This window comes from Nocardia sp. NPDC005746, assembly GCF_040630785.1.
Taxonomy (GTDB): domain Bacteria; phylum Actinomycetota; class Actinomycetes; order Mycobacteriales; family Mycobacteriaceae; genus Nocardia.
This window is the reverse complement of sequence record NZ_JBEXYE010000006.1, coordinates 388,934-406,974: the sequence shown is the minus strand read 5'-3', so window position 1 is coordinate 406,974 and position 18,041 is coordinate 388,934. Positions and strand designations below refer to the sequence as shown.

Sequence of the window (18,041 nt, the reverse complement as noted above, 5' to 3'; positions counted from 1 at the left end):
GTCGTGCTGCAGAAGACTCCGGCCACGTTCGACGTGTCGGTGTGGGAGTTCTTCTGGCCCTTGCAGATCGGCGCGAAGCTGGTCGTGGCCAAGCCGGACGGGCACCGCGACCCGGTGTACCTGGCGGAAACCATTGCCCGCGAAGGCGTCACGACCGCGCACTTCGTGCCGTCGATGATGGCCGTGTTCGTGGCCGAGCCCGCCGCTGCCGTGTGCACCAGCCTGCGTCTGGTGTTCGCCTCCGGTGAGGCGCTGCCCGCGACCACCGCCCAGCAGCTGCGCCGGGTCACCGGCTCGGCCCTGCACAACCTGTACGGCCCCACCGAGGCCGCGGTCGACGTCACCTACCACCAGGTCGTCGACACCGACACCGAGACCGTGCCGATCGGCCGCCCGGTGTTCAACACCCAGGTGTACGTGCTGGATTCGCGCCTGCACCCGGTTGCTCCCGGCATGGCGGGCGAGCTCTACCTGGCCGGTGTGCAGCTGGCGCGCGGCTACGTGGCCCGCCCCGACCTGTCGGCGGATCGCTTCGTCGCCAACCCCTTCACCCCGGGCAAGCGCATGTACCGCACCGGTGACCTCGTCACCTGGACCGCGGACGGTGAGCTGGAGTACATCGGCCGCACCGACTTCCAGGTGAAGCTGCGCGGTCTGCGCATCGAGCTCGGCGAGATCGAGGCCGCGCTCACCGCGCACCCGGCGGTCGCGCAGTCCGTGGTGGTGCTGCGCTCCGACGCCCGCACCGGCGACCAGCTGGTCGCCTACGTGGTCCCGGCCGCCGCCGCGACCAGCGAGCCGATCGCGCTCGACGCCGACGCCATCGACGTGGAAGCCCTGCGCGCCCATCTCGGCGAGCAGCTGCCCTCCTACATGGTTCCGGCCGCCTTCGTGGCCCTGGGCGGGTTCCCGCTCAGCGCCAACGGCAAGCTGGATCGCCGCGCCCTGCCGGAGCCGGAGTTCGCCGCCCGCGAATTCCGCGCCGCCGCGACCCGGGCCGAGGAGATCGTGGCCGAGGTCTTCGCCGAGGTGCTCGGACTCGAGTCCCCGGTCGGCGCCGACGACGACTTCTTCGAACTCGGCGGCAACTCGCTGATCGCCACCCAGGTCGTCGCCCGCGTGGGCGCGGCCCTCGACACCCGGATCCCCGTCCGCGCCCTGTTCGACGCCCCGACCGTGGCAGCCCTCGCGGCTCGGGTCGAGGCGCAGGCGGGCACCGGCAGCCGCCGCGCCCTGGTGGCGCAGGCCCGCCCGGACGAGATCCCGCTGTCGCTGGCCCAGCAGCGCATGTGGTTCCTCAACCGCTTCGACACCGCCTCGGCCGTCAACAACATCCCGCTCGCGGTGCGCCTGACCGGCGACCTCGACACGGATGCGCTGCTGGCCGCCGTCGGCGACGTGCTCGAGCGCCACGAGGTGCTGCGCACGATCTACCCGGAGAACGCCGAAGGCCGTGGCGTGCAGGTGATCCTGCCCGCCGACCAGGTCCGCCTCGACTCGGCCGCCAATGCCGGAATCCACGGTGGCGGCACCGGACTCGGCGCGATCGACGTGGCCGAGGCCGACCTGCGCGAGCGGATCGCCGAACTGGTGCTCACCGGCTTCGACGTCACCGCCGCCGCGCCGGTGCGCGCCGGACTGTTCCGGGTCTCGGATGCCGGAGTGCCCACGCACGTCCTGGTTTTCGTGGTCCACCACATCTCCGGTGACGGCTGGTCGGTGCGTCCGCTGGCCCGTGACGTCATGCTCGCCTACGCCGCGCGCGCCAATGGCGAAGCGCCGCAGTGGGCTCCGCTGCCCGTCCAGTACGCGGACTTCGCACTCTGGCAGCGCGAGACCCTCGGCTCCGAGGACGACGCCGACTCGCTGATCTCGCAGCAGGTGGCCTACTGGAGCAACGACCTGGCGGGCCTGCCCGACCAGATCGACCTGCCCTCCGACCGCCCGCGCCCGGCCGTGGCCTCCAATGCCGGTGGCGTGCACGAGTTCGCCATCGACGCCGAGCTGCTGGCCGGACTCGAGGCCCTGGCCCGCCAGCACGGCGCCTCGCTGTTCATGGTCGTGCACGCGGCCTTCGCGGCCCTGCTGGCCCGACTGTCCGGCGGCGACGACATCGCCATCGGCACCGCGGTCGCGGGTCGTGGCGAGCAGGTGCTCGACGACGCCATCGGCATGTTCGTCAACACCCTGGTGCTGCGCACCGGCGTCGACTCGGGGGAGAAGTTCACCGAGCTGCTGGCCCGCACCAAGGACAGCGACCTGGCCGCCTTCGGCCACGCCGACCTGCCGTTCGAGCGCCTGGTGGAGATCCTCAACCCGGCCCGCTCGCAGGCCCGGCACCCGCTGTTCCAGGTCATGCTGTCGTTCCAGAACACCGGCGAGGCGACCTTCGCGCTGCCCGGTCTGGAAGTGGCGGGCGTGCCGCTGGACGTGGTCACCGCCAAGTTCGACCTGCACCTCAACATCACCGAGCGGGCTGACGGCGACGGCATGACGGCCGAATTCGCCTACGCCACCGACATGTTCGACGCGAGCACCATCGCGGGCTTCGGTGAGCGCCTGGTGCGCCTGCTGTCCGCCGTGGTCGCCGAGCCGACCGCGCTGGTCGGCGATATCGAGCTGCTGAACGCGGCAGAGCGCCGCCAGGTGCTGCGGTCCTGGAACGCCACCGAATACGACGTCAAGCGCGTCGCCTTGGGCGGCAAGAAGATCGTCGCCGAGGTCACCCTGGCGTCGATGTTCGAGAACCAGGCCAAGAACACTCCGAACCTCACCGCCCTGGTGTTCGAGGGGACGCCCGGGCAGAGCCCGGAAATTCCTACACAGCTGTCCTACGGCGAGTTCGCGGCCCGCGTGCACCAGCTGGCCCGCCACCTCATCGCCGAGGGCGTCGGTCCGGATTCCTATGTGGCCCTGGGTATGCGCCGCTCCTTCGATCTGCTGATCGGCATGTACGCCGTCACGGTCGCCGGTGGCGCGTACGTGCCGCTGGACCCCGACCACCCGGCCGAGCGCAACCAGTACGTGCTCGACACCGCACAGCCCGTGTGTGTGCTCAGCACCGCGCGTGACGAGTTCGAAACCGCCACGCGCACACTGCTGATCGACGAACTGGACCTGTCCGGCTACTCCGACGCCCCGATCACCGACGCCGACCGCGTCGCCCCGCTGCGTGGCGACGATGTCGCGTACGTGATCTTCACGTCGGGCTCCACCGGCCGTCCGAAGGGTGTGGCCGTGAGCCACACCGCCATCGTCAACCGCCTGGTCTGGATGCAGACCGAGTACGGCCTGTTCGACGACGACGTGGTGCTGCAGAAGACCCCCGCCACCTTCGACGTGTCGGTGTGGGAGTTCTTCTGGCCCTTGCAGATCGGCGCGTCACTGGTCATCGCCAAGCCGGACGGCCACCGCGATCCCGGCTACCTGGCCGACCTGATCATCGCCACCGGTGTCACCACCGCGCACTTCGTGCCGTCGATGATGTCGGTGTTCGTGGCCGAGGCGAAGGCCGCCGAATGCACCTCGCTGCATCAGGTCTTCGCCTCCGGTGAGGCGCTGCCCGCGCCGACCGCGCAGAAGCTGCGCGAGCTCACCGGGGCCCGCCTGCACAACCTGTACGGCCCGACCGAGGCGGCCGTCGACGTCACCTACCACGAGGTGGACGACGCCGACACGCTGTCGGTGCCGATCGGCGCGCCGGTCTTCAACACCCGTGTGTACGTGCTGGATTCGCGTCTGCACCCGGTCGCGCCGGGCGTCGCGGGTGAGCTGTACCTCGCGGGCGTCCAGCTGGCGCGCGGCTACGTCGCCCGCCCCGAGCTGACCGCCGACCGCTTCGTCGCGGACCCGTTCCACCACGGCGAGCGCATGTACCGCACCGGTGACCTGGTGAAGTGGACCGGCCGGGAAGCGCGGGGAGGCGGAGCGGAGCTGGAGTACCTGGGCCGCACCGACTTCCAGGTGAAGCTGCGCGGTCTGCGCATCGAGCTCGGCGAGATCGAGGCGGCGCTCACCGCCATCGACTCCATCGCCCAGTCCGTGGTGGTCGTCCGCGCCGACGACCGCCTCGGCGAGCAGCTGGTCGGCTACGTCATCCCCACCACCGGCCACACCGTCGACCTCGACGCCGTGCGCGCCGAACTGCAGGACGGTCTGCCGGGCTACATGGTCCCGGCCGCCTTCGTGGTGCTGGACGCCTTCCCGCTCAACGCCTCCGGCAAGCTGGATCGCAAGCAGTTGCCCGCGCCGGTGTTCGAGGCCAAGGTCTTCCGCGCCCCGTCCACCCCGATCGAGGAGATCGTGGCGGGCACCTTCTCCGACGTCCTGGGCGTCGGACGGGTCGGCGTCGACGACGACTTCTTCGAACTCGGCGGCAACTCGCTGATCGCCACCCAGGTCACCGCCCGCCTCGGCGCGGCCCTGGACACCCAGCTGGCCGTGCGCGATCTGTTCGAGGCGTCCACCGTCGCGGCGCTCGCCGCCCGTGTGGAGCGCAATGCCGGTTCGGGCCGTCGCCCGAGCCTGGTCGCCGGTGAGCGGCCCGCGCACATGCCGCTGTCGCCCGCGCAGCAGCGCTACTGGTTCCTCAACCAGTTCGACACCACCACCTCGGCGGTCGACAACATTCCGCTGGCGGTCCGCTTCACCGGCGCGCTGGACCTGTACGCCATGAAGCAGGCCATCGGCGATGTGATCGCCCGCCACGAGGTGCTGCGGACCGTGTACCCGCGGTCGGCCGAGGGCCCGCACCAGGTGATCCTGGCCGCCGCGCAGACCGATCTGACGCTGGTGCCGGAGCCGGTGACCGAGGCCGAACTGCTCGGCAAGATCATCGAATTCGCCATGACCACCTTCGACGTCACCGTCGAGGTGCCGCTGGCGGTCAAGATGTTCGAGATCACCGACAGTGCGACCACCCAGCACGTGCTGGCCTTCACCGTCCACCACGTCTCCGCCGACGGCTCCTCCATGGGCCCGATGGCGCGCGACATCATGGCCGCCTACGTGGCCCGGGTGAACGGCGACGTCCCGCAGTGGGCCCCGCTGCCGGTGCAGTACGCCGACTACGCGCTGTGGCAGCGCGAGGTGCTCGGCCGCGAGGACGACGCCGAATCGCTGGCCGCCCAGCAGGTCTCGTACTGGACCCGCGCGCTGGCCGGGCTGCCGGACCAGCTGGAGCTGCCCACCGACCGGCCGCGTCCGCCGGCGCAGTCGTTCCACGGCAAGGCGCTGCGCTTCGACATCGACGCCGAACGCCACGCCAAGCTGCACGAACTGGCCCGCGCCAACAACGCCTCGCTGTTCATGGTCGTGCACGCCGCCCTCGCGGTGCTGCTGGCGCGCCTGTCGGGCACGGACGACATCGCGGTCGGCACCCCGATCGCGGGCCGCGGTGAACGCGAACTCGACGATCTGATCGGCATGTTCGTGAACACCCTGGTGTTCCGCACCCAGGTCGACGGCAACGCGAGCTTCGCCGATCTGCTCTCCGAGGTCCGCGAACGCGACCTGGAGGCCTTCGCCAACGCCGACGTGCCGTTCGAGCGCCTCGTCGAGGTGCTCAACCCGGTCCGCTCCACCGCGCGCAACCCGCTGTTCCAGGTGGGCCTCTCGTTCCAGAACCTGGCCGAGACCGCCTTCGAACTGCCGGGCCTGCACGTGGCCGCGGTCGAATTCGACTCGCAGCTGGCCAAGACCGACCTGCACGTCACGCTGTACGACCGCTACACCGAGGACGGCACCCCGGCCGAGATCCTCACCGAATTCGGCTACGCCGTCGACCTGTTCGACGAATCGACGGTGCGCGCGTTCGCCGACCGGTTCGTGCGGGTGCTGGACGCCATCCTGGCCGACACCACCGTCGCCGTCGGCGACATCGACCTGCTCGACGAGGACGAGAACACCCGGATCCTGCGGCGGTGGAACAACACCGCGCAGGATGTGAACGCGGTGTTCGACGGCGGCTCCGAGGCCACCCTGGTCTCGCTGCTCGACCGTTCGGTGGCCGACGACGCGAAGGCCGTGGCCATCGTCGCCGACACCGCGGACGGCGTGGAGAACCTCACCTACGCCGAACTCGACGCGCGGGTGAACCAGCTGGCCCGTGAGCTCATCGCGCGCGGCATCGGCACCGAAGACCGTGTGGCCCTGGCCATTCGCCGCTCCACCGACCTGGTCGTCGCCATGTACGCGGTCGCCAAGGCCGGTGCCGCCTACGTGCCGATCGATCCGGATCAGCCCGCCGAGCGCGTCGGCTACATCCTGGAGACCGCCGCGCCGAAGGCCGTACTCACCACGGCCGCGGTCGGTTTCGAGACCGAGCTGGCCGACGTGCTGCGCATCGACGAGCTGGACCTGTCCGCCAACTCGGCCAAGCCGATCGCCGACGCCGACCGGGTCCGGATGCTGACCGCCGCCAACACGGCGTACGTCATCTTCACCTCCGGTTCCACCGGCCGCCCCAAGGGTGTGGCGCTGCCGCACGGCGCGGTCGTGAACCAGCTGCTGTGGAAGGTCACCGAATTCGGCCTCGACCCGGCCGACGCGGTGCTGCTCAAGACCGCCGCCACCTTCGACCTCTCGGTCTGGGAGTTCTGGTCCGCCGCGGCCTGCGGTGGCCGCCTGGTCATCGCCGCGCCCGACGGGCACAAGGATCCGGCGTACCTGAACGAGCTGATGGCCCGCGAATGGGTGACCACCCTGCACGTGGTGCCGTCCATGCTGGACGCGCTGCTCACCGACGGGCTGCCGGACTCGCTGTGGCGCATCCTCGCCATCGGTGAGGCGCTGCCCGGCCCGCTGGCGCAGCGCGTGCTGCGGGAGCGTTCGCGCACCGAGCTGTTCAACCTGTACGGCCCGACCGAGGCCGCGGTATCCATCACCAACCACCGGGTCACCGAACGCGACGAGCTGTCGGTGTCCATCGGCTCGCCCGAATGGAACTCCCAGGTGTTCGTGCTGGATTCGCGCCTGCGGCCCGTTCCGGTGGGCGTGTCCGGCGAGCTGTACCTGGCCGGTACCCAGCTGGCGCGCGGCTACTTCGGCCGCCCGGACCTCACCGCGGACCGCTTCGTGGCGAACCCGTTCGCCGACAACGGTTCCCGCATGTACCGCACCGGTGACCTGGTGGCCTGGCAGGCGAACGGCGAACTCGAGTACCGGGGCCGCACCGACTTCCAGGTGAAGATCCGCGGCTTCCGCATCGAGCTCGGCGATATCGAATCCGCGCTGCTGCGCCTGGATTCCATCGCGTCGGCCGCTGTCGTGGCGCACACCGACCCGGTGCTGGGCGACCGCCTGGTGGCCTACGTGGTCGGCGCCGACGGCGATCCGGACAAGCAGGCGCTGCAGTCGGCGCTGGCCGCCGAACTGCCGTCGTACATGATCCCGTCGGTCTTCATGCCGCTGAACGCGTTGCCGCTCAACGCCAACGGCAAGCTGGACCGCAAGGAACTGCCGGAGCCCACCTTCGAGAAGGCGGTCTTCCGCGCCCCCGTCAGCCCGATCGAGCAGATCGTGGCGGGCGTGTTCGCCGAGGTGCTGCGCGTCGAATCCGGCCGCATCGGCCTGGACGACGACTTCTTCCAGTGGGGCGGCAACTCGCTGCTGGCCACCCAGGTCGCCGCACGCCTCGGCGAGGCGCTCAACACCCGGGTGCCGGTGCGACTGCTGTTCGAGGCGTCCACGGTGGCCGCGCTCGCGGCCCGCGTGGAACGCGACGCCGGGGCCGGTGGCCGCAAGGCGCTGACCGCCGCACCGCGACCGGAGAACATCCCGCTGTCGCTGGCCCAGCAGCGCATGTGGTTCCTCAACCGCTTCGACACCGCCTCGGCGGCCTACAACGTGCCGGTCGCGGTGCGCCTGTCCGGCGTGCTCGACGAGGACGCGCTGCGCGCCGCCATCGCGGATGTGGTTGCCCGCCACGAGATCCTGCGCACCATCTACCCGCAGACCGAGCAGGGTCCGGTGCAGGTCATCCTGCCGCCGGCGCAGGCCGTGCCCGAGCTCGCGGTGCGCACCGTGACGACCGACGAGGTCGTCGGCGCGGTGGTCGAGCTGACCTCCACCAGCTTCGACGTCACCGTCGAGGTGCCGCTCGAGGTGGCGCTGTTCAAGATCGAGGGCGAGGCGGCGGCTCCGGTCGTCGAGTCCGAGGCGGCCGCGCACGCGGCGGCCTACACCTTCGACTTCGCCGACATCGCCCCGACCGGCCAGTACCCGGCCGTGGACCCGAACGCCCCGGTGAGCGCGGAATACGTGCTCGCTCTGGTCATTCACCACATCTCCGGTGACGGTTCCTCGGTGGCCCCGCTGACCCGCGACCTGATGACCGCCTACGCGGCGCGCTCCCTCGAGCAGGATCCGGGCTGGACCCCGCTCGCGGTGCAGTACGCGGACTACTCCATCTGGCAGCGCGAACTGCTCGGTGACGAGAAGGACGCGGACTCGCTGGCCGCCAAGCAGGTCGCCTACTGGCAGCAGGCGCTGGCCGGTCTGCCCGACCAGCTGGACCTCCCGGCCGACCGGCCGCGTCCGGCGGTGCAGTCCTTCGCCGGTGGCAAGATCGACATCCGCATCGACGCCGAACTGCACTCGGGGCTGGTCGATCTGGCCCGCGCCGAGGGCGCGACGCTGTTCATGGTCGTGCACACCGCGCTCGCCGTGCTGCTCGCGCGCCTGTCGGGCTCCAGCGACATCGCCATCGGTACGCCGATGGCCGGACGTGGCGAGGCCGTCCTCGACGACCTGATCGGTATGTTCGTCAACACCCTGGTGTTCCGCACCGAGGTCGACGGCGGCGAACCCTTCGACGCCCTGCTGGCGCGTCAGCGCGAGACCGACATCCAGGCCTACGCCAATGCGGACGTGCCGTTCGAGCGCCTCGTCGAGGTGCTCAACCCGGCCCGTTCGACCGCGCGGCACCCGCTGTTCCAGGTGGGTCTGTCCTTCCAGAACCTGACCCGCTCCACCCTGGAACTCCCGGGCCTGAGCGTCTCCGGCCTGGACGTGGACACCGAGCTGTCGCAGTTCGACCTGCACCTGATCGTCTCCGACCTGTACGGCGACGACGGCGCGGCCGACGGCATCACCGGCATCCTGACCTACGCGACGGACATCTTCGACCGGGAGACCGTGGTCGGCTTCGCCGATCGCTTCGTGGCCCTGCTGCGCGAGATCGTGGCCGCGCCGCGGATCCCGGTCGGCGAGATCGAGATCCTGGCCGCCGCCGAGCGGGCCGAGATCCTGGACCGGCGCAATGACACCGCGCACCGGGTGGATTCGACCGCCACGCTGGCGTCGATGCTGACCGCGACGGTGGCCGCCAAGCCGACCGCCATCGCTCTCATCGGCCCCGACGGCGAGACGCTGACCTACGCCGAACTCGGCGCGCGGGTCAACGGCCTGGCCCGCCACCTGATCTCGATCGGTGTCGGCCCGGAGGCGCGGGTCGCGCTGGCGCTGCGGCGCTCGGTCGACCTGGTGGTGGCCATGTACGCGGTCTCGGTCGCCGGTGGCGCGTACGTGCCGGTCGATCCCGACCAGCCCGCCGAGCGGACCGGGTACATCCTGGAAACCGCCGCGCCGGTGTGCGTGCTGACCAACGCCGCGGCCGAGTTCTCGACCGGCATCGCGCCGCTGGTGCGCATGGACGAGCTGACGCTGTCCGGTGCGAACCTCGCTCCGGTCACCGACGCCGAGCGGGTCGCCCCGCTGCGCCCCGACCACGCGGCCTACGTCATCTTCACCTCCGGTTCCACCGGTCGTCCGAAGGGCGTGGCGCTGCCGCACGCCGCCATCGCCAACCAGTTGCAGTGGAAGGCAGCGGAATTCGGGCTCGGTGCGGACGATGCGGTGCTGCTCAAGACCGCCGCCACCTTCGACCTCTCGGTCTGGGAGTTCTGGTCGGCCGCCGTCACCGGTGGCCGCCTGGTGATCGCCGCGGCCGATGGCCACCGCGATCCGGCGTACCTGAACGAGCTGATGGCGCGTGAACGGGTCACCACCCTGCACGTGGTGCCGTCCATGCTCGACGCGCTGCTCACCGCGGGCGACGGCACCATGAACGACGCGCTGCGCCGGGTGCTTGCCATCGGTGAGGCGCTGCCCGCCGCCGTGGCGCAGCGCTTCCGCGCCGGGAACCCGGATGCCGGGCTGTTCAACCTGTACGGCCCGACCGAGGCCGCGGTGTCCATCACCAGCCACCAGGTCACCGACGCCGACCAGGGTTCGGTGTCCATCGGTGCGCCGGAATGGAACTCGCGGGTCTACGTGCTCGACGCGCGCCTCAACCCGGTGCCCGACGGCGTGTCCGGTGAGCTCTACCTGGCCGGCACCCAGCTGGCCCGCGGCTACTTCGCGCGACCGGACCTGACCGCGGATCGCTTCGTGGCCAACCCGTTCGCCGTCGGCGAGCGCATGTACCGCACGGGTGACCTGGTTGCCTGGTCGGACACCGGCGAGCTGGAGTACCGGGGCCGCACCGACTTCCAGGTGAAGATCCGCGGCTTCCGCATCGAGCTCGGCGAGATCGAGGCCGCGCTGCTGGCGCTGCCGGAGATCGCGCAGACCGCGGTGCTGGCCAAGCAGGACGCCAAGACCGGTGACCGCCTGGTCGCCTACCTGGTGCCGTCCGGCTCGGGTGTGGATGTGCCGCTGGTGAAGTCGGCGCTGTCGGCGGGTCTGCCGTCGTACATGGTGCCGTCGGCCTTCGTGGTGCTCGACGCCCTGCCGCTCAATGTGAACGGCAAGCTGGACCGGAAGGCGTTGCCGGAGCCCGAGTTCGAGACCACCGCCTTCCGCGCGCCCTCCACCCCGATCGAGGAGATCGTGGCGGGCGTCATCGCCGAGGTGCTCGGGATCGAGCGGGTCGGCGCGGACGACGACTTCTTCGCCCTCGGCGGCAACTCGCTGCTCGCCACCCAGGTCGCCGCGCGCATCGGCGCGGCCCTGGACGCGCGGGTGCCGGTGCGGGCCGTGTTCGAGGCGTCGACCGTCGCCGGGCTGGCCGCCAAGGTCGAGCAGCACGCCGGAGCGGGAGATCGCAAGGCGCTCACCGCCGGACCGCGACCGGAGACGGTGCCGCTGTCGCTGGCACAGCAGCGCATGTGGTTCCTCAACCAGTTCGACACCGCGTCGGCCGCGTACAACGTGCCCGTCGCCGTGCGCCTGACCGGCGCGCTGGATGTGGACGCGCTGCGCGAGGCCGTGTCCGACGTGATCGGCCGCCACGAGACGCTGCGCACCATCTACCCGCAGGTGGACGCCGCCGCCGCCCAGGTGATCGTGACCGCGGCACAGGCCATGCCGGATCTGCGGCCGGTCACCGTCACGGCCGAATCGGTGACCGAGCGGATCGCCGCGCTGGTCACCACCGGCTTCGACGTGACCACCGAAGTTCCGTTGCACGCCAAGCTGTTCCGCGTGGAAGGTTCGACGGAATCCATGGGTGGCGGCGCCGCCGGGATCGAGCATGTGCTCGTCTTCGTCACCCACCACATCGCCGCCGACGGCTGGTCCATGGGCCCGCTCACCCGCGACGTCATGGTGGCCTACGCCGCCCGCGCCGCCGGCGTGCAGCCCGGCTGGGCCCCGCTGCCGGTGCAGTACGCGGACTTCTCGATCTGGCAGCGCGAGGTGCTGGGCTCCGAGGACGACGCGACCAGCCTGATCTCGGCCCAGGCCGAATTCTGGCGGACCGCGCTGGCCGACCTGCCCGACGAGCTGAACCTGCCCTCGGATCGCCCGCGCCCCACCGCGCAGACCTTCCGCGGCGGCCGGGTGCTGTTCCCGATCTCCAACGATCTGCACCGCGGCCTGCAGCAGATCGCGCGCACCAACAACGCGACCATGTTCATGGTCGTGCACACCGCCCTCGCGGTGTTCCTGGCGCGTCTGTCCGGCACCACCGACATCGCCATCGGCGCGCCCATCGCGGGCCGTGGCGAAGCCGAGCTGGACGACCTGATCGGCATGTTCGTCAACACCCTGGTGCTGCGCACCGAGGTGAGCGGCCAGACCGGCTTCACCGAGCTGCTCGCCGCCAACAAGGACAGTGACCTGGCGGCGTTCGCGCACGCCGACATTCCGTTCGAGCGGCTCGTCGAGCTGCTCAACCCGGAACGCTCCACCGCGCGGCACCCGCTGTTCCAGGTGGCGCTGTCGTTCGAGAACCTGCCCGGCGGCTCCTTCGAGCTGCCCGGCCTGAAGGCCGCCGCGGTCGACTTCGAGAACGAGATCGCCAAGTTCGACCTCATGCTCACCCTGACCGAGGCCCCGGCCGACGCGGACGCGGGCATGTACGCCGAATTCGGTTTCGCCCGTGACCTGTTCGACCAGGAGACCGTCGAGGGCTTCGCGGAGCGGTTCGTCCGCCTGCTGTCCGAGATCGTCTCCGCGCCCCGCAAGGCGGTCGGCGACCTGGAGATCCTGGCCGCCGACGAGCGCGCCGACCTGATCGCCCGCACCGGCGGACCGGCCATCGCGCCGCGCACGCTGCCCGAGCTGCTGGCCGACGCCGTCGCCAACAACCCGGTCGGCGAAGCGGTCGCCTTCGACGGCCAGGCCCTGGGCTACGCCGAACTCGACGCGGCCTCCTCGCGTCTGGCGCGGGTGCTCATCGAGCGCGGCGCCGGACCGGAAACCCGTGTCGCCGTGGCCATCCGGCGCTCGTTCGAATCGGTGCTGGCCATCTGGGCCGTCGCCAAGTCGGGCGCGGCGTTCGTGCCGGTCGATCCGTCCTACCCGGCGGACCGCATCGCGCACATGGTCGACGACTCCGGCGCGGTGCTCGGCCTGACCATCGACGCCGAACTCGAGGGGCTGCCGCCGGTCGCCAGCCTGGCCGGCTGGATCTCGCTCGACGATCCGATGGTGCACGCCGAGATCGCCTCGCACTCGGCCGAACCCGTCACCGACGCCGAGCGGTGGGGCGTGGTCCGGCCCGAGCACGTCGCGTACGTGATCTACACCTCCGGCACCACGGGCATGCCCAAGGGCGTCGTGGTGACGCACGCCGGTCTGGCCAACTTCGCCACCGAGCAGATCGTGCGCTACCACCTCGACTCCGGTTCGCGCGCACTGCACTTCGCGTCGCCGTCGTTCGACGCGTCGGTGCTGGAGTACCTGCTCGCCATCGGCGCGGGCGGCACCCTCGTGGTGGTCCCGCCGGGCGTCTACGGCGGCGAGGAGCTGTCCGAGCTGATCAAGCGCGAGCGGGCCACGCACGCGTTCATCACCCCGGCCGCGCTCGCCACCCTCGACCCGAAGGGCCTCGACTCCCTGCGGGTGCTGGTCGCCGGTGGTGAGGCCGTCCCGGCCGACCTGGTGGAGAAGTGGGCCATCCCGTTGGCGAACGGCACGATTCGTGCGTTCCACAACGGTTACGGCCCCACCGAGACCACGATCATGACCAACATCAGCGATGCGCTGGTGCCGGGCGATCTGGTCACCATCGGTGGCCCGATCCGCGGTATGCAGGCGCTGATCCTGGACGCGCGGCTGCGGCCGGTGCCGGTGGGTGTCGCGGGTGAGCTGTACCTGTCGGGTATCCAGCTCTCGCGCGGCTACCACGACCGCCCGGGCCTGAGCGCCGAGCGGTTCGTCGCCAACCCGTTCGTGGCGGGCGAGCGCATGTACCGTTCCGGTGACGTGGTGCGCTGGACCCCGGAGGGCCTGGTCGAATACGTGGGCCGCAACGACTTCCAGGTGAAGGTCCGCGGTTTCCGTATCGAGCTCGGTGAGATCGACGCGGCGCTGGCCTCGCACGAGACGGTCGACTTCGCGGTCACCGTGGGCCACAAGACCGAGGCGGGGGCCACCATCCTGGCGGCCTACGTGCTCCCGGTCGCGGGCCGCAGCATCGACATTCCGGCGCTGACCGAGCACGTCTCGGGCCGCCTGCCGGAATACATGGTGCCGACCGCCATCACCGTCCTGGACGCCATCCCGCTGACCCCGGTCGGCAAGCTGGATCGCCGGGCGCTGCCCGAGCCGGTGTTCACCGCGCGCGACTTCCGCGCTCCGGTCACCGAACTCGAGGCCACGCTCGCCGAGGTCTTCGCCGACGTGCTCGGCGTGGAACAGGTGGGTGCGGACGACTCGTTCTTCGCCCTCGGCGGTGACTCGATCCTGTCCATCCAGCTGGTCTCGCGGGCCAAGGCGCGCGGAATCAAGTTCTCGCCGCGCGACGTGTTCGAACAGCGGACCGTCGCGGGCCTGGCCGAAGTGGCCACGCTGGGCGGCGACAGCGCGCAGGAGAAGCTGGCCGAACTGCCCGGCGGTGGAGTCGGCGACATCCCGCTGACGCCGATCATGCACGCCATCCTGTCGAGCGGTTCGTCCTACGAACGGTTCTCGCAGACCATGCCGCTGCGCCTGCCGGACGGCATCACGCGACCGGTGCTCGTCGGGGCCATCTCGGCCCTGTTCGACCACCACGACGTGCTGCGGTCGCGCCTGCGTGGAAACGCCTCGGACGGCTTCGAATTCGAGGCGCTGCCGCGCGGCGCCGTCGACGTCGACGCGCTGGTGCACCGGGTCGAACTGGCCGCGGACGTCTCCGACGAGGAACTGACCCGCCGCGGCAGCGTCGAATTCGACGCCGCCCTGGGCCGACTGGATCCGGCGAACGCCGCCATGGTGCAGTTCGTCTGGTTCGCCTTCGCCCCGGAGGGTTCCGACGAGGCCCGCGTCCGCCGCGACGTGCTGCTGATCGTCGCGCACCACATGGTGGTGGACGGCGTCTCCTGGCGCATCCTGATCCCGGACCTGGGTCTGGCCTGGTCGCAGGTGGCCTTCGAGCAGCCGATCGCGCTGCCCGAGACCGGCACCTCGCTGCGACGCTGGGCGCACGCACTGGTCGAGGAATCGCGCAGCGAGGCGCGGGTCGCGGAACTGCCGTTCTGGCAGCGGGTCACGGAGACCCCGGACCCGCAGCTGGGTTCGCGGGCCTTCGACCCGAAGGTCGACATCTTCGACACCGTCGAGCGGATCGAGGTCAGCGTTCCGGCCGAGGTCACCGACGCCGTTCTCACCGCTGTCCCCGGTCTGTACCGCGGCGGCGTGAACGACGGCTTGCTCTCGGCGCTGGCCATGGCCGTCGCGCGCTGGCGCGGGGAGACCACCGGCGGCTCGGCGCTGATCAAGCTCGAGGGCCACGGCCGTGAAGAGGAGATCGTTCCGGGCGCGGACCTCTCGCGCACGGTCGGCTGGTTCACCGCCGCCTTCCCGGTCCGCCTGGACCTGAACGGCGCGAACCTCGACGACGCGTTCGCGGGCGGAAACGCCCTGGGCGACATCGTGAAATCGGTCAAGGAACAGCTGCTCGCCATGCCCGACAAGGGTCTGGGCTGGGGTCTGCTGCGGCACCTCAACCCCGACACCGCCCCGCAGCTGCGGGACGTCGGCCAGATCAGCTTCAACTACCTGGGCCGCATGTCCGCGGGCGAAGCGCCCGAGGGCATGGCCGAGATCGGCTGGGTGCCCGTCGACGACCTGGGCCGCCTGGACGGCGACATGGACGCCGACATGCCCGCCAACGCCACCCTCGACATCAACGCCATCGTCACCGACGGCGAGGACGGCCCGCAGCTGGGCGCGGCCTTCTCCTACCCGCGCGGTCTGCTGGAGCGCGAGCGGGTGCAGGAGTTCGCCGACCTGTTCGTGGCAGCGCTGACCGCGCTGGCCGCGCACGCCGAGCGGCCGGAGGCGGGCGGTCTCACGCCGTCCGACCTGCCGCTGGTCCGGGTCGCGCAGTCCGACATCGAAGTCTGGGAACGGAACTACCCCGCCCTGGGCGACGTGTGGCCGCTCTCGCCGCTGCAGTCCGGTCTGCTGTTCCACGCGCTGCTCACCCAGAACACGGTGGACGTCTACACCATTCAGACCGTGCTCGACCTGAGCGGTGTGGTGGACGTGGACCGTTTGAAGGTGGCCGCGCAGGCCATCCTCGACCGGTACCCGAGCCTGCGGACCGCGTTCGTCACCGACGCCGACGGTCAGGCCCACCAGGTCGTGCTGGATCGCGTGGAAGCACCGTTCCATGTCATCGACCTGACGGATCTGCCCGAGGCCGAACGCAATCCGCGCATGCGGGAGATGATCGAGGCCGATCGCGCCGATCACTTCGACCTGTCCGCGGCGCCGCTCATGCGGTTCACCGTGTTCCGGATCAGCGACGACCTGGTGCACCTGGTCATCACCACCCACCACATCCTGGTGGACGGCTGGTCCATGCCGCTGCTCATGCAGGACCTGCTGGTGCTGTACGCGGTGCGCGGCGACGCGTCGGTGCTGCCGCGGGTGCCGTCGTTCCGGAACTACCTGGCCTGGCTGGCCGGACGGAACCGGGACGAGTCGATCGAGGCGTGGAAGCGCGCCCTGGCCGGGGTCACCGAGCCCACCCAGCTCGCGCCGGCCGCCGCCCGTGACGAGAACTACGAGATCGGCCGCTACACCGTCGACATCGACGCCGACCGCACCCGCGCGCTCACCAAGCGCGCCGGGGAACTCGACGTCACGCTGAACACGCTGATCCAGACCTCCTGGGCGGTGCTGATCGGGCGCCTCACCGGGCGCAGCGACGTGGTGTTCGGCGCCACCGTCTCCGGCCGCCCCGGCGACCTGCCGGGCGTGGAAGCCATGGTGGGTCTGTTCATCAACACGGTGCCGGTGCGCATCCGGGTCGACGATCGCCTGACCATCGGCGGGCTGCTGCGGCGCGTCCAGAGCGATCAGGCCGACCTGCTCGAGCACCACCACATCGGGCTCACCGAGATCCTGCAATTGGCCGGCGCCGGAGCGGAATTCGACACCATGATGGCGTTCGAGTCCTACCCGGTGGACAAGGACGCGATCGCGGCCGCCAGCTCCATCGACGGCATGTCGGTCAGTGGTGTCGGTATCAACGACAACACCCACTACCCGATGAGCCTGGTCATCATGGCGGGCGAGACCATCGACATCTCCATGCGCTACCTGAGCAGCCGGTTCACCGCCGACGAGGTCGTCATCCTCGCCGCGCGCTTCAACCGGATCCTGGACGCGCTGGTCGGCGACGCCGACGGCCTGGTCGGTGACATCGACATCCTCGATGCCACCGAACGCGCCCGCATCCTCGCCGAAAGCGCCGTCACCCCGGCCGATTCCGCGGCCGACGCGGCGCGGGTGGGCACGGCGACCGTGGCCAACGTGCTGGCCGAGGTCGTCGAGGAGGACCCGCAGGCGCCCGCCCTGCTGTCCGGCGGCGAGGAGATCGCGTACCACGTCCTGGACCGCCGCAGCTCCCAGCTGGCGCGTCTGCTCATCGACCGCGGCGCGGGCCCCGGCGACGTCGTCGCCGTCGCCCTCCCGCACTCGGTCGACGCGGTCGTGGCGGTCTGGGCCATCCAGAAGGCCGGTGCCGCGGCACTGTTCGCCGACACCCTCTCCTTCGGCGACATCCTCGCCGCCGGAGCCGGTTTCGGCATCGCCCTGGAACCCGCGGCCAGCTCGGTCCGCTGGCTGGTCCCCTCGGACCCCAAGGTCCAGGCGGACCTGACCGCCCGCCCGGCGCACCCGGTCTCCTACACCGACCGAGTCCGCCCGCTGTCCGAAACCGACCCGGCCTTCATCTACCGCCACGCCGACACCTGGGCCACCCTCACCCAGTCCGAGGCCCTCGACCGCGCGGCCACCCTGCGCGCCGACCACGAGATCGACTACGAGTCGACCACGTACACCACCGCCTCCACCGGCACCGCGGCCATCGACGAGTTCCTGTCGTCGTCGACCGCGGGCGCGCTCGCCGTCCTCCCCACCGGCGACATCCCCGCCGACCTGGAAGACGGCGAGGTGACCCACTGGTTCACCACCGAGGCCGACCCGGCGGCCGAAGCGGGCGACGAAATCCGCGTCATCCCCAGCTAGCGGCAACTCGCCGGTGACGAACGAACAAATGTTCGTCACCGGCGAGTCGTCTGCTGAACCGAGCTAGCCTCGACTTCGCCGGCGGTGGTTTCGGACTTCAGCTGCGAATCAGGGGGTGTTTGCCTTGGCGATGC

At 70.8% G+C, this 18,041-nt stretch carries 1 protein-coding gene; it reads left to right on the top strand.

Going from position 1 to position 18,041, the window contains the following annotated elements:
* Positions 1 to 3: 3 nt before the first annotated feature.
* Positions 4 to 17,907, top strand: a complete 17,904-nt coding sequence (locus ABZ412_RS15005) for a non-ribosomal peptide synthase/polyketide synthase (RefSeq protein WP_357280882.1) — start codon at positions 4 to 6, stop codon at positions 17,905 to 17,907.
* Positions 17,908 to 18,041: the final 134 nt, after the last annotated feature.